Annotated in this window: 20 protein-coding genes and 1 tRNA gene; 10 read left to right on the forward strand and 11 right to left on the reverse strand. The window is 64.3% G+C overall.

Annotated elements, in window-relative coordinates; genetic code table 11:
• Both LDZ23_RS08710 and LDZ23_RS08715 read right to left on the reverse strand, forming a co-directional pair.
• Positions 1–1,041 (reverse strand): microcin C ABC transporter permease YejB, encoded by a 1,041-nt coding sequence (locus LDZ23_RS08710; protein ID WP_008341800.1) that lies wholly within the window; start codon positions 1,039–1,041, stop codon positions 1–3.
• Between the two features lie 12 nt (positions 1,042–1,053).
• Positions 1,054–2,919 (reverse strand): extracellular solute-binding protein, encoded by a 1,866-nt coding sequence (locus LDZ23_RS08715; protein WP_244807412.1) that lies wholly within the window; start codon positions 2,917–2,919, stop codon positions 1,054–1,056.
• Positions 2,920–3,159: 240 nt separating this feature from the next.
• On the opposite strand from LDZ23_RS08715, the gene fabI reads away from it, so the two are divergent.
• Positions 3,160–3,957, forward strand: a complete 798-nt coding sequence (gene fabI / locus LDZ23_RS08720; RefSeq protein ID WP_008341802.1) for an enoyl-ACP reductase FabI — start codon at positions 3,160–3,162, stop codon at positions 3,955–3,957.
• Between the two features lie 85 nt (positions 3,958–4,042).
• Here the strand turns inward: fabI and LDZ23_RS08725 are convergent, their stop codons facing one another.
• From LDZ23_RS08725 to LDZ23_RS08735, 3 genes are all read right to left on the reverse strand, one after another.
• A complete protein-coding gene (locus LDZ23_RS08725; protein WP_008341803.1) occupies positions 4,043–4,438 on the reverse strand; it encodes a hypothetical protein in 396 nt (131 codons plus the stop codon).
• Between the two features lie 265 nt (positions 4,439–4,703).
• On the reverse strand, positions 4,704–5,054 hold the full coding sequence (locus tag LDZ23_RS08730) for a hypothetical protein (RefSeq protein ID WP_008341804.1): 351 nt from the start codon (positions 5,052–5,054) through the stop codon (positions 4,704–4,706).
• Positions 5,055–5,242: 188 nt separating this feature from the next.
• Positions 5,243–6,556: an MFS transporter gene (locus tag LDZ23_RS08735; RefSeq protein WP_244807413.1), complete on the reverse strand. Its 1,314-nt coding sequence runs from the start codon at positions 6,554–6,556 to the stop codon at positions 5,243–5,245.
• Positions 6,557–6,698: 142 nt separating this feature from the next.
• On the opposite strand from LDZ23_RS08735, the gene LDZ23_RS08740 reads away from it, so the two are divergent.
• The 9 genes from LDZ23_RS08740 to loiP all read left to right on the forward strand — a co-directional run bounded on the left by LDZ23_RS08740 (position 6,699) and on the right by loiP (position 14,461).
• The gene (locus LDZ23_RS08740; RefSeq protein WP_244808122.1) at positions 6,699–7,472 is read left to right on the forward strand and encodes a GntR family transcriptional regulator; all 774 of its coding nucleotides are present in this window, start codon (positions 6,699–6,701) and stop codon (positions 7,470–7,472) included.
• The gene (mdcA, locus tag LDZ23_RS08745) at positions 7,469–9,130 is read left to right on the forward strand and encodes a malonate decarboxylase subunit alpha (RefSeq protein ID WP_244807414.1); all 1,662 of its coding nucleotides are present in this window, start codon (positions 7,469–7,471) and stop codon (positions 9,128–9,130) included. Before LDZ23_RS08740 ends, mdcA begins: the two co-directional genes overlap by 4 nt.
• Entirely contained in the window at positions 9,130–9,987 is an 858-nt protein-coding gene (locus LDZ23_RS08750; RefSeq protein ID WP_244807415.1) for a triphosphoribosyl-dephospho-CoA synthase, read from the forward strand. The genes mdcA and LDZ23_RS08750 overlap by 1 nt, the downstream gene beginning before the upstream one ends.
• Before the next feature lie 13 nt (positions 9,988–10,000).
• Positions 10,001–10,309 (forward strand): malonate decarboxylase subunit delta, encoded by a 309-nt coding sequence (locus tag LDZ23_RS08755; RefSeq protein ID WP_244807416.1) that lies wholly within the window; start codon positions 10,001–10,003, stop codon positions 10,307–10,309.
• Positions 10,306–11,148 (forward strand): biotin-independent malonate decarboxylase subunit beta, encoded by an 843-nt coding sequence (locus LDZ23_RS08760; protein WP_244807417.1) that lies wholly within the window; start codon positions 10,306–10,308, stop codon positions 11,146–11,148. The genes LDZ23_RS08755 and LDZ23_RS08760 overlap by 4 nt, the downstream gene beginning before the upstream one ends.
• Positions 11,145–11,960: a biotin-independent malonate decarboxylase subunit gamma gene (gene mdcE, locus LDZ23_RS08765; protein ID WP_244807418.1), complete on the forward strand. Its 816-nt coding sequence runs from the start codon at positions 11,145–11,147 to the stop codon at positions 11,958–11,960. Before LDZ23_RS08760 ends, mdcE begins: the two co-directional genes overlap by 4 nt.
• Positions 11,960–12,601, forward strand: a complete 642-nt coding sequence (locus LDZ23_RS08770; RefSeq protein ID WP_244807419.1) for a malonate decarboxylase holo-ACP synthase — start codon at positions 11,960–11,962, stop codon at positions 12,599–12,601. The genes mdcE and LDZ23_RS08770 overlap by 1 nt, the downstream gene beginning before the upstream one ends.
• A complete protein-coding gene (mdcH, locus tag LDZ23_RS08775; RefSeq protein ID WP_244807420.1) occupies positions 12,598–13,533 on the forward strand; it encodes a malonate decarboxylase subunit epsilon in 936 nt (311 codons plus the stop codon). Before LDZ23_RS08770 ends, mdcH begins: the two co-directional genes overlap by 4 nt.
• A 169-nt stretch (positions 13,534–13,702) precedes the next feature.
• Positions 13,703–14,461 (forward strand): metalloprotease LoiP, encoded by a 759-nt coding sequence (gene loiP / locus LDZ23_RS08780; protein ID WP_033535773.1) that lies wholly within the window; start codon positions 13,703–13,705, stop codon positions 14,459–14,461.
• Positions 14,462–14,742: 281 nt separating this feature from the next.
• On the opposite strand, the gene LDZ23_RS08785 is transcribed toward loiP, so the two are convergent.
• The 6 genes from LDZ23_RS08785 to cysS form a co-directional block, all read right to left on the reverse strand.
• Positions 14,743–14,835: transfer RNA gene (locus tag LDZ23_RS08785), tRNA-Ser, on the reverse strand.
• Between the two features lie 182 nt (positions 14,836–15,017).
• Positions 15,018–16,268, reverse strand: coding sequence for an aspartate kinase (locus tag LDZ23_RS08790; protein WP_175982697.1), 1,251 nt, complete (start codon positions 16,266–16,268; stop codon positions 15,018–15,020).
• Between the two features lie 327 nt (positions 16,269–16,595).
• Entirely contained in the window at positions 16,596–18,023 is a 1,428-nt protein-coding gene (tilS, locus tag LDZ23_RS08795) for a tRNA lysidine(34) synthetase TilS (protein ID WP_244807421.1), read from the reverse strand.
• Between the two features lie 43 nt (positions 18,024–18,066).
• Positions 18,067–19,038, reverse strand: a complete 972-nt coding sequence (locus LDZ23_RS08800) for an acetyl-CoA carboxylase carboxyltransferase subunit alpha (RefSeq protein WP_008341830.1) — start codon at positions 19,036–19,038, stop codon at positions 18,067–18,069.
• Between the two features lie 119 nt (positions 19,039–19,157).
• Positions 19,158–20,177, reverse strand: a complete 1,020-nt coding sequence (locus LDZ23_RS08805; protein WP_175982698.1) for an endonuclease III domain-containing protein — start codon at positions 20,175–20,177, stop codon at positions 19,158–19,160.
• Positions 20,178–20,224: 47 nt separating this feature from the next.
• On the reverse strand, positions 20,225–21,622 hold the full coding sequence (cysS, locus tag LDZ23_RS08810) for a cysteine--tRNA ligase (RefSeq protein ID WP_244807422.1): 1,398 nt from the start codon (positions 21,620–21,622) through the stop codon (positions 20,225–20,227).
• Between the last annotated feature and the right edge of the window lie 470 nt (positions 21,623–22,092).

Genomic DNA, 22,092 nt, shown 5'->3' on the forward strand with positions numbered 1-22,092 from the left:
TCAGCGCTCCAGTTGTTCGAATTGAATGCGTGGATCGACCCAGACGTAACAGAGGTCCGAGATGAGCTTCGTCGCGAGGCCGATCAGCGTGAAGAGATAAAGCGTGCCGAGCACGACCGGATAGTCGCGCCGCACGACGGATTCGTACGAGAGCAGTCCGAGGCCGTCGAGCGAAAAGAGCGTCTCGATCAGCAGGCTGCCCGTAAAGAACGCGCCGATGAACGCCGCCGGAAAACCGACGATCAGCGGCAAGAGCGCGTTGCGGAATACGTGCTTCCACAGCACGCGCCGCTCACTCAAGCCTTTGGCGCGCGCGGTCAGCACATATTGCTTGCGGATTTCGTCGAGGAACGCGTTCTTCGTGAGCATCGTGACGACGGCGAAGCTGCCCACCACCGACGCCACGACCGGCAACGTGATGTGCCACAGATAATCGAGAATCTTGCCGCCGAGCGAGAGCGTCGCCCAGTTGTCGGACGTGAGATTGCGCAGCGGAAACAGTTGCCAGAACGTGCCGCCGCCGAACAGCACGAGCAGCAGCACGCCGAGCACGAAGCCCGGAATCGCAAAGCCGACGAGCACGATGAGACTCGTCGCGACATCGAACTTCGAGCCGTTCTTCACGGCTTTGGCGATGCCGAGCGGCACCGATATCAGATACGTGATGAAGAAGGTCCACAAGCCGATGCTGATCGACACCGGCAGCTTCGACACGATCAGCGACCACACGCTCTGATGCCTGAAATAACTCTCGCCGAGATCGAAGCGCGCGAACTTGCCGAGCATCAGAAAGTAGCGTTGCAGCGGCGGTTTGTCGAAGCCGTAGAGCTTCTTCAGTTGCTCGACCTGCTGCGCATCGACGCCCGTATGCGTGCGCAGCCCGAAGCCGCCGCCGCCTTCGGACTGTCCGCGCCGCAAGTCGTGCACCGCCTGTTCGACCGGACCGCCCGGCACGAACTGGATCACGACGAACGTGAGCGTCAACACGCCGATGAGCGTCGGGATCATCAAGAGAATGCGTTTAAGGATGTAGCTCCACATGGCGCGTCCTCGTTACTTCGCCGCGTGCGCGACGGGCCCGGATTTGGCCCACCACGTCGATATGACCCACTCTTCCGCGCCGTAATACAGCGGCAGCGTCGACGGGTACGCCAGCGTATTCCGATACGCCACGCGATGCGTCGCCGAGTACCAGTGCGGCACCACATAGTAGCCGTTGATCAGCACGCGATCGAGCGCGTGCGTCGCGTCCACCAGTTGCTCGCGCGTCTGCGCGGAGATCACTTTCTGCAGGATCGCGTCGACGGCCGGCGACTTCACGCCTGCGAGATTGTCGGAGCCCTGCTCGTCCGCGGACTTGCTGCCGAAGCGCGAAACCTGCTCGGTGCCCGGCACCTGCACGTCGGGCATGCGCACGCTCGTCATGTCGAAGTCGAACGCATCGAGACGTTTCTGGATCAACGCGTAATCGACGGTGCGAAAGTTCATCGTGATGCCGAGCTTCTGCAGATTGCGCCCGAACGCGGCCGCGACCGGCTCCATCGACGCGCCGCCGCCGGTGTCGTCGAGAATCTCGAAGACGAACGGCTCGCCCTTCGCGTTGCGCAGCGCGCCGTCGCGATACGTCCAGCCGGCTCGAGCGAGCAATTCGCGCGCCTTGATGAGATTGGCGCGCAGCGAGCCGGGCGGATCGGTGTCCGGCTGACGCGGCATCTCGCCGAACACGGAAGGATCGAGCTGCTTCTTCAGCGGGTTCAATATCGCGAGTTCGCCTTCGCTCGGCAATCCCTTCGCCTGCAGATCCGTGTTGACGAAAAAGCTGTCGATGCGCCTGTACTGATTGAAGAACAGTTGCCGGTTGAGCCACTCGAAATCGAGCGCGAGATCGAGCGCCTGACGCACGCGCACGTCCTTGAAGAGCGGCTTGCGCGTGTTCATGAAGAAGCCCTGCATGCCGGTGCCGTTGTGGTGCGGGAACTCGCGCTTGATGAGCTCGCCGCTGTCGAAGCGTTTGCCGATATCGCGCCGCACCCAACTGCGCGCGACGTACTCGACCAGCACGTCGTACTCGCCCGCCTTGAACGCTTCGAGGCGCGCGGTCGGATCGCCGTAAAGCTTGTAGTCGATGTGCGCGAAATTGAACGTGCCGACACGCACCGGCAGCGCCGTGCCCCAGTAATCCGGATTGCGCCGGTACGAGATCGTGCGGCCGTTGTCGTAACGATCGATCAGATACGGCCCGCTGCCGATGGGCTTCTGGAACGCGATCTTGTCGAACGGAATGCGCGTGCCGTCCGGCTTCATGCCCCACTTGCGCGAAAACACCGGAATGCCGCCCGCGAGCAGCGGCATCTCGCGCGTCGCGATCTTGAACTCGAAGCGGATCGTCTGCGGATCGACGATCACCGCGCGCGCGATCTGCCCGAAGTACACGGAGAACTGCGGCGCGGCAAGCGGACTCTTGAGCGTCTCGAACGAGAACTTCACGTCTTCCGCCGTGACCGGATCGCCGTTGGAAAAGCGCGCTTTCGGATTGATGTGGAAGGTGGTCGACATGCCATCGGGCGCGACGGAAATGTCATCGGCGAGCAGGCCGTAAGCGGTCGATACTTCGTCGGAACTGCCTGTCGTCAGACTCTCGAACATCAGCGAAAGACCGGGCGCGGGATTGCCGCGCAACGTGAACGGATTGAACTTGTCGAAGCTCGTCAGCCGGTTCGGGTTCGCGAGGACGAGCGTGCCGTCGCGCGGCGCGTCGGGATTCACGTAATCGAAGTGCTTGAAACCGGCCGGGTATTTCGGCTCGCCGTATTGCGCGATGGCATGCACCGCGTAAGCCGGACTCGCGAGCCATGCAGCCGATGCGGCCAGCGACCAGGTCAGGACCAAGCGTGAGGCGCTGCATAAACGGATCGTCATGTGCCTCTGGGCGCGATTTGAGTGTGTGACGCGATGGAGTGACCCGGCCGGAAACCCGAAGCGCGAGCCGCGGGAATCTTAAGGCGAGGCATTGCGATGTGAGAGAATTCTACCCAAAATCACGCACCGCTCGGCCTGCGACCCAAGGGTTGTCGACTGGCCGATCGCGCCACGCACGACCCCGCGCGGCATCGGACAACCGGTGCGCGCCGCGACACTGACATCAAAGAAGGAGCATTCATGGGCTTTCTCGCTGGAAAACGAATTCTGCTGACGGGCCTGCTGTCCAACCGCTCGATCGCTTACGGCATCGCCGCGGCCTGCAAGCGCGAAGGCGCGGAACTGGCGTTCACGTATGTCGGCGAGCGCTTCAAGGAGCGCATCACCGAGTTCGCGACCGAGTTCGGCAGCGACATGGTCTATCCGTGCGACGTCGCCGACGACGCGCAAATCGATGCGCTGTTCGCGTCGCTGAAAGAACGCTGGGACTCGCTCGACGGCCTCGTGCACTCCATCGGCTTCGCGCCGCGCGAGGCGATCGCGGGCGATTTCCTCGACGGCATGACGCGCGAGAACTTCCGCGTTGCGCACGACATCTCCGCCTACAGCTTCCCCGCGCTCGCGAAAGCCGCGCTGCCGATGCTGAAAGACGGCTCGTCGCTGCTCACGCTGTCGTATCTCGGCGCCGAGCGCGCGCTGCCGAACTACAACACGATGGGCCTCGCGAAGGCATCGCTCGAGGCGAGCGTGCGTTACATGGCGGCGTCGCAGTCGCTCGGCGCCAAGGGCGTGCGCGTCAACGCCATCTCGGCCGGCCCGATCAAGACGCTCGCGGCGAGCGGCATCAAGAGCTTCGGCAAGATTCTGAACTTCGTCGAACAGAATGCGCCGCTCAAGCGCAATGTGACGATCGAGCAAGTGGGCAATGTCGCCGCGTTCCTGCTGTCGGATCTGTCGAGCGGCATGAGCGCGGAAGTCGTCCACGTCGATGCCGGATTCCATGCGGTCGTCGGCGGAATGGGCGGCGACGCGGAATAAGCGCCCGTTCGCAGCTTCAAAATGAAGCGCCGCTCACTTCAGGTGAGCGGCGCTTTTTATTTGCCGCGATGACCGCGCCCTGCGCTCAACGATAGCCGTGCGGGCCGCCATGTCCGTTGCCGTGCCCGTTGCCATGTCCGTAACCGTGCCCCGGCGGCGGACCATGCGGGCGCGGCGGAGGCGGCGGACGGCCGTGCCCGTAATGACGATAGTAGTCGTTGCGGCTCCAATAGCGTCGGCCGTCCCAGTACCGGCTGCCATGCCAGCCGATGACGACCGGCGGCGCGTACATCGGCGCGGGCTGATAGACGACGGGCGGCGGAGGCGGTGCATAGACCGGCGTCGGCGCGACGTAGACCGGCGCCGGAATGCCGATATTCACGCCGACATGAACATCCGCCGCGCGCGCGATGCCCGTCGCGCTCAGCGCCGCCATGGTCAGCACACCGGCCACGATTCGTCCCGAGAACTTCTTTTTCATATGCAACCGGACCTCGCTTTGTACTTGTTCGCTTGCGCCCAAATATAACGAAAACCTTTCGACGCAATATTTCAGCTTTGTAAGTTATTGCCTGCTCGCGCTTTACGTCTGGAGAAACCTTACCTTTTGTTACATCGCGCGGGTGAGAATTCGCGGCGTTGTTGTTTTACTGGGAATTCGCCCTTCCACGTTCAAGCGGCAACAAAAAAGCCACCCGTGACGAACGAGTGGCTTTCGGCGACGGACGCCGGGCGGCGCGGGACGATCAACGCCAGCCGTTGTGACGGCCGTGGTCATGGCCGTCGTGATCGTGGCCGCGGCCATGATCGTAGTGGCGATAGTAATCGTCGCGATCCCAGTAGCGACGGCCATCCCAGTAACGATCGCCATGCCAGCCGACCACGATGGCCGGCTGCACGTAGACCGGCGCCGGAGGCGGCGCGTACACGACGGGCGGCGGAGGCGGCGCATAGACCGGCTCGGGCGCGACGTACACGGGCGCGGGCACCCCGATGTTCACGCCCACGGACACACCCGCATTGGCCGCGCCGGACACCATCAGACCGCCGAACATCACGGCGCCAGCCAGCACGGAAGCCTTCGATACCTTGTTCATGTAAAGCCCCACCCCGATGGGTTGTTTGTTGTGTTGACCGGACTATATCGGACGGATGCCGCATCGAGTGTTCGACTTCGTAACCTGCTATTACCGAGGAAAAACTTACGAAAAGTAAGCTCGTGCAGATGGAAAAACGGCGGCCCTCGCATCGCGAAGATCGCCGTTCGTGAGAGGCGCAGCGAAGATCAGTTCGGCAGTTCCTGGCCTTTGGTTTCCGGCGCGAGCGGGATCACCGCGAGACCGATGAGAAACGCAATCGCGGTAATGGCAATCGGCACGCCGAGCGTCTTCATGTTGAGCACCATCGCGCCGATGCCGAAGTTCACGATCGCGCCGAAGAAGCGCCCGACCGACGTGCAGAACGCGAAGGCCGTCGCACGCACGCGGGTTTCGAACTGCTCGGGCAGCCACAGCGAGAAGAGCGCGAAGTTGCCGCCGAAAAAGCCCAGCACGACGAGCAGCGCGATGAACGGCACCAGCCCGTTCGGCAGATAGAACGCCCAGCCGAACGCGAGCGCGATCGACGCTGCCATGCCGACGAAATACACCGCGAGCGTCTTTCTGCGGCCGATCTTTTCGGCCATCGGCGGCAGCGCGAGACAGCCGACGATCGTGCCGATCGAAAGCAACCCCGTCGCGATCGACGCCATGCGCGCGGCATCGTGCTTGTCCATGCCCGCCTTCGTCGCGAGCTGAACGACCGCCGACGGTTCATACACCGCGCCCGCCCACAAGCCGATGATCGCCACCGTCAGCAGCACGGCCGCGACGATCGTCCGCTTGCGATATTGCGCATTGAAGATCGCCTTCAGCGAACTCTCGTGCTTGACGTGCGGATGAGCGGTTTCGGCGCGTTCCCACTTGTCGGTTTCCTTCACGCGCAGGAGCACCATGATCGACACGACGACCGGAAACAGGCCGACGAGAAACATCGCGCGCCAGCCGAACGTCGCGCCGATCGTGTAATTGAGCGCGGCGGCGAGGAAGAAGCCCGCGTAGTAGCCGGTCTGCAGATAACCCGCGCCCATCTTCCGGCGATCTTCCGGCCACGCTTCCGCGACATACGTGCCCGCGAGCGCCCATTCACCGCCGATCCCCACGCCCGCGCAAAACCGATAGAAGCCGAGCTCCCACACGTTATGCGCGGTCGCCGCGAGGCCGGTGAAGATCGCGAACGTGAAGATGGTCGCCGCGAGCACTTTCGTGCGTCCGAAACGGTCGGCGAGCGGTCCCCAGATGAACGACAGTCCCCATCCGACGAGAAAGAGCGCGAAGAGAATTGAGCCCGCAAGCCCGATGTTCGCCGGCGTCGCCGCATAGCCCGAACGCGGCAGCAATTCGGTGAGCGCCGGCGCGAGCACGAGCGCGTAGATGAACGAATCCATTCCGTCGAGCGTCCAGCCGGCCCACGCACCCCAGAAACCGGTGATCTGCGACCGGTTGAGCGGTGTCTTCGTGGCGCGCGTGGCGCTTATCTGTCGATCCAGCGTGCTGGGCATGGCCATGTCTCCAAAGGAATTAGCGACGCGCCGGTTAAAAATGTTTGTTATGGCGTCTAGGGAAAGCACCGAAGTACCGTGTGCGTTTTTATATATAATATTTGAACATCGAGACACGACAAGTCCGCACTTTCACCTAGCCATGCCGACAGATCTCTCAGCCGGATCGACTCCGGCCTCATTTCGCGACGCGCAGTTCGAACCGCGCCAGAGCACGTCGCGCTTCATCGCGGATGCGCTGCGCGCCGCCATCGTCGATGGCTCGCTGTTGCCGGGCGAGCCGCTGCGGCAGGACGCGATCGCCCGGCAGTTTTCGGTCAGCGCCATTCCGGTGCGAGAAGCGTTCCGCCAGCTCGAAAGCGAAGGCTGGGTGACAATCGAGCCGAATCGCGGCGCGGCCGTCAGTCTGCAATCGGCCGACGAGGCGCGCGAGATCTACGAGATTCGCGCATCGCTCGAAAGTCTCGCGATCGGCATTGCGATCGCGCATCACACGCCCGAAACGCTTGCCGACGCGAAACGCCTGCTCGAAGCCGCCGAGAACGAGCCCGATCCGACGCTCTACGTCGTGCGCAACGAGCAGTTCCACATGGCGCTCTACGCGCCCGCCGACCGTCCTCGGCTGATGGAGCTGATCGGCCAGATGCATCGGCGCGGCGAACGCTATTTGCGGCTGAAGCTCGGTCTGCCGATCCACAAGGATTCATCCGATGCCGAGCACCGCGCGATCTTCGATGCCCTCGCCGCGCGCGATATCGAACAGGCGCAGACGCTCGTCGCGCGCCATCTGCTCGCGACGGGCGACCTGCTCTACCGCTTTCTCGCCGATGCCCAGGCGCTCGCGCAATCGAGCCACGTCAAGAAGAAGAAACGCCGCGCATCTTCCCGATCGAATTCCGTCAAGGCCGACCAATGAACGACGTCATCGCTGAAACCCGCAACTGGAACACGCGCGCGCAGGAAAAGGCGCGGCGTCTTAAGCTGATCGAGCCGTGGATGAACGGCTCCGTGCTCGATGCCGCGCACATCGTCGATGCGTTGAGTGCGCTCATCGTCACCGGCGACCGTGTCGCGCTCGAAGGCAACAATCAGAAGCAGGCGGACTTTCTCTCGCGCGCATTCGCGAAGCTCGATCCGGACCGCGTGCACGACATCCATCTGCTGATCTCGAGCATCAGCCGTCCCGAGCATCTCGCGCTCTTCGAGCAAGGCATCGCGCACAAGGTCGATTTCGCGTTCGCCGGGCCGCAAAGCCTGCGCGTCGCGCAACTGCTCGAAGACGGCATGCTGGAGATCGGCGCGATCTATACGTACATCGAACTGTATGCGCGCATGTTCATCGACTTGACGCCGCAGGTCGCGCTCGTGTGCGCGGTGCAGGCGGACCGGCATGGCAATCTGTACACGGGCGCCAACACCGAGGACACGCCGACGATCGTCGAAGCCACCGCGTTCCGGCATGGCATCGTGGTCGCGCAGGTGAACGAAATCGTCGACGAACTGCCGCGCGTCGATATTCCCGGCTCGTGGGTCGATGTCGTCGTCGAGGCCGATCGTCCGTTCGCCGTAGAGCCGCTTTTCACGCGCGATCCGCGTCACATCGGCGAATTGCAGATTCTCATGGCGATGATGACGATCCGCGGCATCTACGAGCGCTATGGCGTCAAGGCGCTCAATCACGGCATCGGCTTCGATACGGCCGCGATCGAACTGCTGTTGCCGACATACGGCGAGAAGCTCGGCCTCAAAGGAAAGATCTGCACGAACTGGGCGCTCAATCCGCATCCGACGCTGATTCCCGCGATCGAATCCGGCTGGGTGGACAGCGTGCATTGCTTCGGCAGCGAAGTCGGCATGGAGGACTACATCGCGGCGCGCTCCGATGTGTTCTTCACCGGCCGCGACGGCAGCCTGCGCTCGAATCGCGTGTTCTGCCAGCTCGCGGGGCAATACGGTGTCGATCTCTTCATCGGCTCGACCTTGCAGATGGACGCCGACGCGAATTCGTCGACGGTCACGCTCGGGCGGCTCGCGGGCTTCGGCGGCGCGCCGAACATGGGACACGATCCGCGCGGCCGGCGTCATTCGAGCGAAGCGTGGCTGAAGCTCCTGAAGGACGACGGCCCGAATCCGAAGATCGCGCGCGGGCACAAGCTCGTCGTGCAGACGGCCGAGACGTACAAGAAAGGCGGCGAGCCGACCATCGTCGATGCGCTCGACGCGATTGCCGTCGGCGAGAAAAGCGGCATGCCGATCGCGCCCGTGATGATCTACGGCGACGATGTCACGCACGTCGTGACGGAAGAAGGCATCGCGTATCTGCACGCGGCCGAAGGCGTCGACGAGCGCCGCGCCGCGCTCGCGGCGGTCGCGGGCGTGACGCCGATCGGCATGCGCGCCGATCCCGCGAAGACGGCGGAATTGAGACGGCGCGGCATCGTCGCGTATCCGGAAGATCTGGGCGTGCGGCGCGGCGAAGCCAAGCGCTCGCTGCTCGCGGCGCGCAGCATCGACGATCTCGTCGCGTGGTCGGGCGGCTTATACGCGCCGCCCGCGCGCTTCCGGAGCTGGTGATGAAGCCGGCTCTTCGCGAACTTGCGCGCGCGGTCGCGTCGCCGCCGCTCATCGCGCAATGCGCCGTCGATGCGCTGATCGCCGAGGCGCGTCTCACGCCGAAGCCCGCGCTCGTCGATGAACGTGGCAGCGGCGCGCATCGCGATCTCGATCTGGACACGATGCTGCGTTCCGCTCGCGCCCTGCATCCGACGTTTCTCGCGATCGCGCGCGCGGCGTCGCACGCGGAGCCGTCGCAGATCTTGCGCGAGCAACTGGCGCGCATCGGCCGCGAAGGCGAATCCGCGATGATGCGCGCAACCGAAGGCAGCAACGCGCATCGCGGCGCGATCTGGATCATCGGTTTGCTGTGCGCGGGCGCGGCGATGCAAGCGCCCGACGACAGCGGCGCGATCTGCTTCTCGGCGGCGAAGATCGCCCGTTTCGACGATCGCTACGCGCCGCTAACGGCAACGAAGAGCCACGGTGCGCGCGTCAGCGAACGCTACCGCGTGGCGGGCGCACGCGGCGAAGCGCGCGATGGTTTTCCTCACGCGCGGCTCGTCGGCCTGCCCGCGCTGGACGCCGCGCGCGCAAGCGGACTCGACGAATCCGACGCGCGGCTCGATGCGCTCGTCGCGATCATCGCGTCGCTCGACGATACGTGTCTTCTGCATCGCGGCGGAATGCCCGCGCTCGAAGCAGCGCAACGCGGCGCGAGCGATGTGATCGCTTGCGGCGGAGCGGCGAGCGTCGCGGGCCGTCGCGCGCTCGAGGCGCTTCACGAAGAACTGATGAAGCTGAACGCATCGCCCGGCGGCGCGGCCGACCTGCTCGCGGCGACACTCTTTCTCGACAGTCTCAGGCGCTTGCCCTGAAGAGGAACGAACGATGGAAAACATGCGATACGAATATCCGGCCAAACGGCCCGTCACGCGCCGCGCGCACGTGGGCGTCGTCGGCTCGGGCGATCTCGAAGTGCTGCTTTCGCCGTCACAAAACGCGAACGCGGAAGTGGTGATCCGCACGAGCGTCGATGGCTACGGCCATGTCTGGAAAAGCGTGCTCGACCGCTTCTTCCAGCGCTACGACGGCGCGGCGAAAATCGAACTGAACGATTTCGGCGCGACGCCCGGCGTCGTCATGCTGCGACTCAACGAAGCCGTCGAAGCAAGCGAAAGCGAAGGAGACACGCCATGAACGCGCACGACACGTTTCTCGCGCGGCACAGCTTCATCGAAATGACGGCGCGCGAACGCGCGCACGCGCTGCTCGACCAAGGCACGTTCCGCGAACTGCTCGGCCCGTTCGACCGCATCGAATCGCCGTGGCTCGCGATGCAGAACATCGTCTGCCAGGCGGATGACGGCGCGGTCATCGCACGCGGCATGCTCGGCGGCGAACCGGCGGTGATCGCCGCGATCGAGCCGGCGTTTCAGGGCGGCAGCATCGGCGAAGTATCCGGCGCGAAGATCGCCGCCACGCTCGAAATGGCCTTGAGCGAATTCGAAGCCGGGCGCGCGATCCGTCCCGTCGTGCTGTTCGAAACCGGCGGCGTGCGCCTGCAGGAAGCGAATCTCGGGCTCGCGGCCATCGCCGAAATTCAGGCGGCGATCGTCGCGCTGCGGGCTCATGTGCCTGTCGTCGGGGTGATCGGCGGGATGGTCGGCTGCTTCGGCGGCATGTCGCTCGCGGCCGCGCTCTGTACCGAGCTGGTGATGACGCGGCAGGCGCGCCTCGGCATGAACGGGCCGGAGGTGATCGAGCAGGAAGCGGGCATCGAGGAACTCGATTCGGGCGACCGGCGCCTCATCTGGTCGATGATCGGCGGCGAGGAACGCGTCGCGGTCGGTCTTGCGGACACGCTCGTCGAAGACGATACCGAGCAGGTGCGCGACGCCGTGCTCGCGGCGTTCAGGCGCGGCGTGCCGCCGCGGCATCGCACGGAGAACGTGGATGGCTTCATCGCGCGGCTCGCCGACGTCAACCCCGACGCCATCGATCCCGACACCTTGCGCAAACTGTGGGGCGCATCATGACCGGCATACTTTCCCGCGGCGAGCGCTGGCTCGACGCGCTGACTTCTGCGTCGACGCAATCGGAGCGCGGGCCGATCCGCGTGCGCGAAGGCGCTCTCGATGGCGAACGCGCGAGCTTCTTTGCCGTCGTGCCCGATCCGCAGAACCGCTTTCCGCGCGCGACCGATAACGTCGTCGGCCTCGAACAGGGCTGGCTGCTCGCACGCGCCGTGCGCGAAACGATCGACGCCGATCGCGATGCCGGGGTGAAGCGCGCCATCGTCGCCGTCGTCGATGTGAAGAGCCAGGCGTACGGACGTCGCGAAGAACTGCTCGGCATTCATCTCGCGTGCGCCGCCGCCGTCGATGCCTACGCGAGCGCGCGGCTCGCGGGCCATCCGGTGATCGCGCTGATCGTCGGACCGGCGATGTCGGGCGCGTATCTCGCGCACGGCTATCAGGCGAATCGCATCGTCGCGCTCGACGCGCCCGGCACGGCCGTCCACGCGATGGGCAAGGAAGCTGCGGCGCGCGTTACGCGGCGCAGCGTCGAAAGCCTCGACGCGCTCGGCGACGCGATCCTGCCGATGTCGTACAAGATGAGCGCCTACGCGAAGCTCGGCTTGCTGCACGAGCTGATCGAAGGCGTCGACGCCGACGCGCCCTCTTCCGCCGACATCGAGCGCGTGAAGGCATCGCTCGCGGCGGCGGTGAAGGATGCGCGCAACGGTCCGCGCGATCTGTCGAACCGGCTCGCTTCCGCCGATGCGAAACGCACGCGCGCCGCATCGATCGAGGTGCGCAGGCGCATGCGCGAGCAGTGGAGCGTTTGATGGACCGCGTGATGGAGCGCGCGCCGCGTCCGCACGATTTGCTGCGGATCGCGCCCGGGACGGCCGCCTTTGACAACGCGCCGGCGTGGGTCGCCGCGTCGCTCGCGCGCGCGCCGTTCGTCGTCGTGCGGCGCGCACCGCGCATCGGCGCTGCGATTCCCGTCGGCGTGCGCGGAATGGCGCGCGGCGAACGCTTCGGCGCGTGGATCGAGACGCGTCACATCGACGCGATGCTCACGCCCGAAGCGCTGCGCACGCGCGCGCCGGATCCGGCGCGTCGCGACCTGCCCGCGTTCGCGTTGTTGCGCGCGGTCGCGCCGATCATCGACGGATGCGGTCTCGAATGGGGCCCGGCCGGCAGCGCGGGCTTCGAGCTCGCGTGCGCGATGCCGGCGATCACGCGCGACAGCGACCTCGATATCGTCGTGCGCGCGCCGACGCCCTTGCCCCGCGAAGACGCATCGGCGCTCTTCGATGCGCTCTCGCAAGCGGCGCAGAAGGAAGACACGCGCATCGACGTGCAGATCGAAACATGCGACGCGGCTTTCTCGCTCGCGGAGTTCGCGCGCGTCGGACTACGCGTCATGCTGCGGCACGCCGACGGCCCGCGCCTCGTCGCGAATCCGTGGGCAGCGGCATGATCGCCTATCTCTTTCCCGGACAGGGCGCGCAAGCGCCGGGCTTTCTGCATCGGCTCGGCGGCGGCGAGCCGCATCCGGCGATCGTCCGCACGCTCGACGAAGCATCCGATGTGCTCGGCGCGGACGTCCGCGATCTCGACAGCGCCGACGCGCTCAAATCGACCGTCGCCGTGCAGATTTCGCTCGTCGTCGCGGGCGTGGCCGCGGCGCGCGCGCTCGCGGAGGAAGGCGTCGAGCCGGAAGCCGTCGCGGGCTTGTCGGTCGGGGCGTTCGGCGCGGCGGTCGTGTGCGGCGCGATTCGCTTCGACGATGCGCTCGAACTGGTGCGCCTGCGCGCCAGGCTGATGGAAGACGCGTATCCGAGCGGCTACGGCATGCTCGCCGTGCTCGGGCTCAACGAAAGGGAGATCGCCCGCGCGATCGCCGATTGCGGCGCCGACGCCTACATCGGCAATCTGAACGCGCCGCGTCAAATCGTCCTTTCGGGCAGCGACGCCGCGCTCGCGCAAGTCCGCGACATCGCCCTGTCGCGCGGCGCGCGGCGCGCCGAACGGCTGTGCGTGAGCGTGCCCTCGCATTGCGTGCTGCTGGAAAGCGCCGCGCAACGGCTCGGCGAAGCGGCGAGCAAGGTGCGGATCGAGGCGCCGCGCATCGCCTACATCGGCAATCGCGGCGCGCGCGTGCTGCGTCGCGCCGACGCCATTCGCGAAGACCTCGCCACCAATCTGCGCTATCCGGTGCGCTGGCACGAATCGACGATCGCGCTCGCCGAACTCGGCGCGAAGGTGTTCGTCGAGATGCCGCCGGGACAGACGCTCACGCAGCTTGCCGCCGAAGCCTTGCCGGACGCGGCTTCGATCGCGATGGACGCCGCACCCGCCGCATCCGTCGCCGCACGCGTGCGCGCCGCCTGCAGGCGCACGACCGATTGATTCGCGTTCCGTGCGCGACTGATGCACGGTTTCCGCTGGCGTTTTCATCTTTTTTGCCGACAAAATCGGAATTTTCGAATAGCTTACGAATCGACTGTCATTAGCATTTCGCTGCGTTCGCGCACTCTGCGCAGAACGACGATCACAACAACATTCGAAAGGTAAAACTATGATGATCTTCCGCATCGCGCTGGCGGCCTCCGCTGTGTTCACACTTGCGTCGTGCAGCAGCATGAGCAGCATGGATCCGAACCAATTGATGCAATCCGGGCAAATGGCGACTCAGGCGCTGTCGCTGAGCGACTCCGATGTCCGCACGCTGTCCGACAAGTCCTGTGCCGAACTCGACAAGGAAAACAAAGTCGCGGCAGCCAACAGCCCGTACACCCAGCGCTTGAACAAGATTTCGAAGCAGCTCGGCGACAACATCAACGGCGTGCCGGTCAATTACAAGGTCTATCTGACGAAGGACGTCAACGCGTGGGCGATGGCGAACGGCTGCGTGCGCGTTTACAGCGGCCTCATGGACCTGATGAACGATGACGAAGTGCGCGGTGTCGTCGGGCACGAAATGGGGCACGTCGCGCTCGGCCATACGAAGAAAGCGATGCAGGTGGCGTACGCGACGTCGGCGGCGCGCACGGTGGCTTCGGCGGCGGGCGGTATGGTCGGAAGCCTGTCGGCGTCGCAGCTCGGCGATCTGTCGGAAAAATTCGTCAACGCGCAGTTCTCGCAAACGCAGGAATCGGCCGCTGACGATTACTCCTTCGATACGCAGAAGAAGAAGGGCTACGACCCGAAAGGACTGGTCACGGCGTTCCAGAAGCTCGCGACCATCGATGGCGGCAAGTCGAGCATGCTGAGTTCGCATCCGTCGTCGCCGGCGCGCGCGAAGCATATCGAGGACCGGATCGCGTCAGGGAAGTAAGGATGTGACTGAGCGCGAGCGGCGACGCTCGCGTTCTCTTCGGCGACGATTCAGAAGGATGACGAAGCGATGCACTTCGTCGCAATGCACTTCGTCGCAATGCACTTCGTCGCAATGCACTTCGTCGCAATGCACTTCGTCGCAATGCACTTCGTCGCAATGCACTTCGTCGCAATGCACTTCGCCGCAATGCACTTCGCCGCAATGCACTTCGCCGACTAACGCGGCAAAAAGAAAAAGCCCCGCAAGTTTTTAACCTTGCGGGGCCTTTCTACGACAACTGGCGGAGACGGAGGGATTCGAACCCTCGATCCAGTTTTTAGCCAGATGCTCCCTTAGCAGGGGAGTGCCTTCGACCTCTCGGCCACGTCTCCCAAACTTTTCGCCGCACCGGGAGTGCAGTGCAACGAGATCGAGATAATAGCGTGTTCGCAGGCCGGGGTCAAATTCACACGACGATTTTTTTCGAAACGGCCAATATGGAATCGCGCGTTCAGCGAACCGCAACGATGTGAAGGCCCGCGAGCCTTCACATCTCCGTCACACGCTTACACGCTTACGCGCGATCCAGCTCGAACGCCTTGTGCAGCGCGCGCACGGCGAGTTCGGTGTACTTCTCGTCGATCAGCACCGAGATCTTGATTTCGGACGTCGAGATCATCTGGATGTTGATGCCCTCTTCCGACAGCGTGCGGAACATCGTGCTCGCAATACCCACGTGCGAGCGCATGCCGACGCCCACCACCGACACCTTCGACACCTTCGGGTCGCCCAGCACGGTTTCGGCCTGGACGTGGCCCTTCACCTGGTTGTTCAGGATTTCGAGCGCGCGCTGATAGTCGCCGCGGCCGACCGTGAACGTGAAGTCGGTCTTGCCGTTCACGCTCTGGTTCTGAATGATCATGTCGATGTCGATGTTCGCATCGGCGACCGGGCCGAGAATCTGATACGCGACGCCCGGCTTGTCAGGCACGCCCATGACCGCGATGCGCGCTTCGTCGCGCTGGAACGCGATGCCAGAAATCACTGCTTTTTCCATGTTCTCGTCTTCTTCAAAAGTAATCAGGGTGCCGGAGTGCATTTCGGCTTCGAGCGGCATCAGCGGGTCGGTCAGGCTGGAGAGCACACGCGTCTTCACCTGATACTTGCCGGCGAATTCCACCGAGCGGATTTGCAGCACTTTCGAGCCGAGGCTCGCCATCTCCAGCATTTCCTCGAAGGTTACGCGGTCCAGCCGGCGCGCTTCTTCCACCACGCGCGGATCGGTCGTGTAGACGCCGTCGACGTCGGTGTAGATCAGGCATTCGTCCGCTTTCATCGCCGCCGCGATCGCAACCGCCGACGTGTCCGAGCCGCCGCGTCCGAGCGTCGCGATATGGCCTTCCGGATCGACGCCCTGAAAGCCCGTGATGACCACGACCTTGCCCGCGTCGAGGTCCTTCAGCACGCGTTCGCCGTCGATTTCGCTGATACGCGCCTTCGTGAACGCGCTGTCCGTCTTGATCGGCACTTGCCAGCCGGCATAACTCACGGCGTCGAGGCCTTCCGCGTGCAGCGCGATGGCCAGCAAGCCCACGCTGACCTGCTCGCCGGTGGAGGCAATCATGTCGAGTTCGCGCGGGTCCGGATCGGCCTTGATGTCTTTCGCGAGACCGAGCAGGCGATTGGTTTCGCCGGACATCGCCGAGGGCACGACGACCATCTTGTGGCCGGCCTTATGCCATTTGGCGACGCGCTTGGCGACGTTCTTGATGCGCTCGACCGAGCCCATCGAAGTGCCGCCGTATTTGTGTACGATGAGTGCCATTGTCGTTCTTGAACTGGAGAGAAAACCGCGCTTCACGCGCTTTGACGCGAGAACGCTCGAGACTCGCGCTCGATCGCTTCAGGGGATGTCGAAGCCGGCTACGATACGCGGGCGCTGCCGCACGCCCTTCGCACGCTCGCGCCATTGATAAGCGACGCGAGCGGATGCGTCGTTGCGGGCGAAATCGAGTCTTTTGAACGCAGATGCCGCGCAAAAACGCGCTTGGGCGAAAACGAGTTACCGTACCCGATCGAGGCTGAAATTACAAGATGAGGCACCGGTGACGGCGATTTTACCGGCTTCGGCGCAACGTTTGCCCAAAGCGCCTCACACGAGCAGCAAATCCGGCCGCCACGAAATGCGCCGCAGCGGTCCGTGCGCGGCGCTCGGCGCGGCCTCGCGGTTCACGCCGACATGCGGCACGAACAGCAGCGCCTCGCCGATGAAAAGCAGCGGCACATCGCGCTTCCAGGCCGGCACGCCGCGCTCCTGAAAGAGGTTCTTGAGCGTGCGGCTCGGCGCTTCGGCCGCGACGCGCATGCGCTCGCCGCCCGCACGCGAACGCGCAACGAGCGGCGCGGCGCGCAACACGCCCTCCCCGACGACATCGTCGGCGGAAGAATCAGCGGGCTCGAACACGAACGAGCCGCGCCATTGCGGCAGACGCCACACCTCTTCGCCCTGCCATAGCAGTTCCGCCGCGACTTTGAGCGCGGCCGCGCCTTCATCGAGATCGGGCGCATCGGCGCTGTCGCCGGCTTCCCAGAACAGCAGATTGCGATACACGCGCAAGCTGTGCCCCGCATGATCGACGCGCAGCGCGTGGCCATCGCGCGCGGCGGCGGCATCGCGCAACTGACGCAACATGTCGGCGATGCGCGCCGTCGATGCCGCCATCAAACCGCGCGAGCGGATCCAGAAACGCATGAGATTGATCGCGCGCTCGTCGTCGAGTGCGAGAAACGCGTCGAGCACGAGCGCGCCCTCTTCGTCGGCGCTCTGAACGTGTCCGAGATCGATGCGCGCAAGCTGATCCAAAAGCCGCTGCGCCGACGCGGCATGCGATGCCGTGCGCGCGAGGGCATCGCGAAAGCCGGGAAAATGCACCGCGAGCATCGGCAGCACGTCATGGCGCAGCGCGTTGCGCGAATAGCGCGTGTCGGCGTTGGATTCGTCGTCGATCCAGCTCAGGTCGCGCTCGTGCGCGTATTGCTCCAGTTGCGCGCGCAGCAGGCGCAGCAGCGGACGCACACGCGGCGCGGCGCCGTCCGCACGTTGCGGCGCCATCGCCGCGACGCCCGCGACGCCCGCGCCGCGCAGCAGTTGCAGCAGCACGGTTTCGGCCTGATCGTCGGCATGATGCGCAATGAGCAGCGCCGCCGCGCCATGCTGATCGCAGAGCTCGTCGAGCGCGCGATAACGCGCGTCGCGCGCCGTGGCTTCGAGGCTCTCGCCGCCGGTCCGCGCGACATCGACATGACGCGCGTCATACCGCACGCCGAGCGACGCCGCAAAGCGCTCGCAATGCGCGGCCCACGCGTTGGCGTTCGGACTCAGACCGTGATGAACATGCAGCGCGATCACACGTCGCGCGCCGAAGCAACTCACGGCCGCGTCGAGCAGCACGGTGGAGTCGAGCCCGCCGCTCAATGCGACCGCGAGAAGTGAATCCGGGGAAAGGTCCGCGTCCGAAACCGCCGCGCGCACCGCCTGTAACACGAGGCGGCCGGCCGGGGTTTCGTTATCGGATGTCACGAGAGTTCGTGATGGATGAGATGACGAAGATGACGGGAACGGATTACGCGCCCGGCAGCGATTCCTTGAACTTGCCGTACGCCATCAGCTTTTCGAAGCGGCGCTCGCGCAAGTCGTTGACGCTCATGCCCTGGAACTGACGCAGCGAATCGGCGAGTGCGCGGCGCAGGAGCGCGGCCATGCCCTTCGCGTCGCGATGCGCGCCGCCGAGCGGTTCGTTCACGATCTTGTCGATGAGACCGAGCGCCTTAAGACGATGCGCCGTGAGGCCGAGCGCTTCGGCCGCTTCCGGCGCCTTCGCCGCGCTCTTCCACAGGATCGACGCACAGCCTTCCGGCGAAATGACCGAGTACGTGGAGAACTGCAGCATCATCACGGTATCGGCGACGGCGATCGCCAGCGCGCCGCCCGAGCCGCCTTCACCGATGATCGTCGTGATGATCGGCGTCTTGAGCTCCGCCATCACATAGAGATTGCGGCCGATGGCTTCCGACTGGCCGCGCTCTTCCGCGCCGATGCCCGGGTACGCGCCCGGCGTATCGACGAACGTGAAAATGGGCAAGCTGAACTTCTCGGCGGTACGCATCAGGCGCTCCGCCTTGCGATAGCCTTCCGGACGCGGCATGCCGAAGTTGCGCAGCGCGCGTTCCTTCGTGTCGCGGCCCTTCTGATGGCCGATCACCATGCACGGCTGGCCATTGAAGCGCGCGAAGCCGCCGACGATCGCGAGGTCGTCCGCGAATGCGCGGTCGCCATGCAATTCATGAAAATCGGTGAAAAGCTCGCTGACGTAATCGAGCGTGTACGGACGCTGCGGGTGACGCGCAATCTGCGAAACCTGCCACGGCGACAGGTTTGCGTAGAGATCCTTCGTGAGCTGCTGGCTCTTCTTCGACAGCCGCTCGATTTCTTCCGAAATATCGACAGCGGAATCGTCCTGAACGAAGCGGAGTTCTTCGATCTTCGCTTCGAGTTCAGCGATCGGCTGCTCGAAATCCAGAAACGTGGTCTTCATATGTTCGAGTCCTGGGAACATCGGGCAGCGCGTATTCTAACCGCGTCCGCCCCTCAAAAATTCGCGCGTGAACTATCGATTATAAAGCAACGATAGCGCGCGCTTTTCGCGTGGTTATTTTAGTGATCTGACGGAATCGGATTGAGGCTGCGCCACATGTACCACGTCGCGACCGTGCGCCACGGCTCCCAATTCGCCGCCACTTCGCGCGCCTCGCTGCGCGTCACCGGCTCGCCGCTGAAGTAGTTGACGCTGATCGCCTGAATCAGGCCGAGATCGTCGAGCGGCAGGACGTCCGGGCGCGACAGATTGAAGATGAGGAACATCTCCGCCGTCCATCGGCCGATGCCGCGAATCTGCGTGAGCTCGGCGATGACGGCTTCGTCGTCCATCGACGTCCATGCGTCGACGTGCAGCGCGCCCGATTCGAAATGCTGCGCGAGATCGAGAATGTACTCGGCCTTGCGTTTGGATAAGCCGCACGCCTGCAGTTTCTCGTGACCAAGCTTGATGAAGTGCGCCGGATGAACCTCGGGACATGCGCCCTTCACCCGTTCCCAGATCGCCTGCGCGGCCTTCACCGAAATCTGCTGGCCGGCAACGGAACGCGCGAGCGTGGAGAACGGATCGCCGAGATTGACGAGATGAATCTCGCCGAACTTCGGAATCAGCTTCTTGAGTATGCGGTCGCGTCGCATCAAATCTGCGCACGCGCGGTCCCAGTAGTCGGGACGAACGGCTTCGCGCGTGAGTCCGCCGATTTGCACGGGCACCGCGGCATCCGATGTGACGACGCGCGACTTGCGCACCACTTCGCCACGTTCGGCGACCAGCGCCTGAGCGCGCGCGCCATCGCCTGCGACCGCGCGGCCGTTGCCCTTCGCGGGCGACGCTTCGGCTTCTTCCGTGCCCGCTTTCGATGCGCGCGCAGCGCCGTTCAGCCGCGTTGCCGTCTCCGGCTTCGCGGCCTTGAGCGCAACGCTGCGCGCCGGCTTCGCCGTCTTGCCGGCCGCCGCACCCGCGCCATCGATCTTCTGCGTGTTCACTTTCGTTTGTGCGCTGCTCGCGCGCTTCGTTGCGCCCGACGCATCGCTGACAGACGCGGGTCGCTTGACCGGCGTCTTCCTGGCCGTTGCCATCTTGCCTCCTGCCTGGTGAGTCGATCAGAGGGTTCGAAGGGCCGCGCTCAAACGCGGCGCCATTCGGTCGACCCACCCGGTTTGTCTTCAAGCGCAATACCGGCTTCGAGCAATGCAGCGCGAATCCGGTCTGCTTCGGCATAGTTCTTCGCCTGCTTCGCGGCGATGCGCTCGGCGATCTTCGCTTCGATCTCTTGCGGCGAGAGTCCCTCGCTCGAGCCTGCGCCGCTCGCCCGCTGCAGGAACGCACGCGGCTCGCGCTGAAGCAGTCCGAGCACGCCCGCAAGACCCTTGAGCTGACGAGCGAGCGCGGCATCGCGCGTACGATTCACTTCGCTCGCGAGATCGAACAACACCGACACGGCCACCGGCGTGTTGAAGTCGTCGTTCATCGCAGACTGGAAACGCTGCGCGTTCGCCTCGCTCCAGTCAAGTTGCTGATTGTCCGGCTCGACATCCTTCAACGCCGTATATAGGCGCGTCAACGCGTTCTTTGCGTCGTCGATATGCACGTCGCTGTAATTCAGCGGCGACCGATAGTGTGCCCGCGCAATAAAGAAGCGCACGACTTCAGCATCAAATTTTTCAAGAACTTCGCGGATCGTGAAAAAGTTGCCGAGCGACTTCGACATCTTTTCACTGTCGATCTGCACAAAGCCGTTGTGCATCCAGTAGTTCACGAACTGCTTTCCGGTTGCGCCTTCGCTCTGCGCGATCTCGTTCTCGTGATGCGGGAACTGGAGATCCATGCCGCCACCGTGGATGTCGAACTGTTCGCCGAGCAACGTGCAGCCCATCGCGGAACATTCGATGTGCCAGCCGGGACGCCCGCGGCCCCACTTCGAGTTCCAGCCTGTATCTTCCGGCTCGCCCGCCTTCGATTGCTTCCACAGCACGAAGTCGAGCGGATCTTCCTTGGCGTCGTTGGCCGTGACGCGCTCGCCGGCGCGCAAGTCTTCGATCGACTTGCCGGACAGCTTGCCGTAGTCGGTGAACTTGCGCACCGAGTAATTGACGTCGCCGTCTTTGGCCTGATATGCATAACCGTTGGCGTGCAACGCATCGATCATGCCGAGCATCTGCGGCACGAACTCGGTCGCGCGCGGCTCGATGTCCGCACGCGCGACGCCGAGCGCGTCCATGTCCTCATACATCGCCTCGATGAAACGCTGCGTGAGCGACTTGATCGATTCGTTGTTCTCCACCGCGCGGCGAATGATCTTGTCGTCGATGTCGGTGATGTTGCGGACGTAAGTCACCTTGTAGCCGATCTCGCGCAGCCATCGCTGAACGATGTCGAACACCACGAACATGCGCGCGTGCCCGACGTGACAGTAGTCATACACGGTGATTCCGCAGACATACATGCGTACCTCGCCGGCGCGAAGCGGCGTGAAGGTTTGCTTGTCACGCGCGAGCGTGTTGTAGATGCGCAGCGAGTTCATAGAAGGCGAAGCATGGGCCGGAATCAACCGTGTGCCGGGCAGCGAGCGCCGTGAGCGATACGCGCGGGAGCGAAGAGACCCACACGCGAGCGCGAACACGACGGTCATGCGACCAGGACGGAGACGGCCACGAGTGGCGAAAGACAGTCTGGAGTCGGCGCGAGATGCTCGCCTGGAGATCCAGGCGCAAGACTCGTGCGCGGGACGTGCAGACCTTTTGTTAGAATGGGTCGGAGTATAACACCGGGACTTGAGCCTATGAAATCTCGAAGCGGCCGCGCGGCGGGCATGGCAAGCCGCGCTCCGGGCCGGGCCGAAAGCCTTGCCGGACACGACGCCGCATCGGGCATTTCCGCTCGTTCTCCAGTGCTCGCACGCCTTCGCGTGTTCGGGCGCTCGCCGTCCCTTTCGCCGCTTTCACGGCTTCTTTCGCCGCCTCATTCATTGACTCGATTCCAAGTGACTCATCG

It is taken from the genome of Caballeronia zhejiangensis (assembly GCF_022879815.1).
Taxonomy (GTDB): Bacteria; Pseudomonadota; Gammaproteobacteria; order Burkholderiales; family Burkholderiaceae; genus Caballeronia; species Caballeronia zhejiangensis.

Bases quoted from the DNA above. Each gene is read 5' to 3' on its own strand.
- LDZ23_RS08710 (WP_008341800.1), bottom strand. From the start codon at position 1,041: ATGTGGAGCTACATCCTTAAACGCATTCTCTTGATGATCCCGACGCTC.
- LDZ23_RS08715 (WP_244807412.1), bottom strand. From the start codon at position 2,919: ATGACGATCCGTTTATGCAGCGCCTCACGCTTGGTCCTGACCTGGTCG.
- fabI (WP_008341802.1), top strand. From the start codon at position 3,160: ATGGGCTTTCTCGCTGGAAAACGAATTCTGCTGACGGGCCTGCTGTCC.
- LDZ23_RS08725 (WP_008341803.1), bottom strand. From the start codon at position 4,438: ATGAAAAAGAAGTTCTCGGGACGAATCGTGGCCGGTGTGCTGACCATG.
- LDZ23_RS08730 (WP_008341804.1), bottom strand. From the start codon at position 5,054: ATGAACAAGGTATCGAAGGCTTCCGTGCTGGCTGGCGCCGTGATGTTC.
- LDZ23_RS08735 (WP_244807413.1), bottom strand. From the start codon at position 6,556: ATGCCCAGCACGCTGGATCGACAGATAAGCGCCACGCGCGCCACGAAG.
- LDZ23_RS08740 (WP_244808122.1), top strand. From the start codon at position 6,699: ATGCCGACAGATCTCTCAGCCGGATCGACTCCGGCCTCATTTCGCGAC.
- mdcA (WP_244807414.1), top strand. From the start codon at position 7,469: ATGAACGACGTCATCGCTGAAACCCGCAACTGGAACACGCGCGCGCAG.
- LDZ23_RS08750 (WP_244807415.1), top strand. From the start codon at position 9,130: ATGAAGCCGGCTCTTCGCGAACTTGCGCGCGCGGTCGCGTCGCCGCCG.
- LDZ23_RS08755 (WP_244807416.1), top strand. From the start codon at position 10,001: ATGGAAAACATGCGATACGAATATCCGGCCAAACGGCCCGTCACGCGC.
- LDZ23_RS08760 (WP_244807417.1), top strand. From the start codon at position 10,306: ATGAACGCGCACGACACGTTTCTCGCGCGGCACAGCTTCATCGAAATG.
- mdcE (WP_244807418.1), top strand. From the start codon at position 11,145: ATGACCGGCATACTTTCCCGCGGCGAGCGCTGGCTCGACGCGCTGACT.
- LDZ23_RS08770 (WP_244807419.1), top strand. From the start codon at position 11,960: ATGGACCGCGTGATGGAGCGCGCGCCGCGTCCGCACGATTTGCTGCGG.
- mdcH (WP_244807420.1), top strand. From the start codon at position 12,598: ATGATCGCCTATCTCTTTCCCGGACAGGGCGCGCAAGCGCCGGGCTTT.
- loiP (WP_033535773.1), top strand. From the start codon at position 13,703: ATGATGATCTTCCGCATCGCGCTGGCGGCCTCCGCTGTGTTCACACTT.
- LDZ23_RS08790 (WP_175982697.1), bottom strand. From the start codon at position 16,268: ATGGCACTCATCGTACACAAATACGGCGGCACTTCGATGGGCTCGGTC.
- LDZ23_RS08800 (WP_008341830.1), bottom strand. From the start codon at position 19,038: ATGAAGACCACGTTTCTGGATTTCGAGCAGCCGATCGCTGAACTCGAA.
- LDZ23_RS08805 (WP_175982698.1), bottom strand. From the start codon at position 20,177: ATGGCAACGGCCAGGAAGACGCCGGTCAAGCGACCCGCGTCTGTCAGC.
- cysS (WP_244807422.1), bottom strand. From the start codon at position 21,622: ATGAACTCGCTGCGCATCTACAACACGCTCGCGCGTGACAAGCAAACC.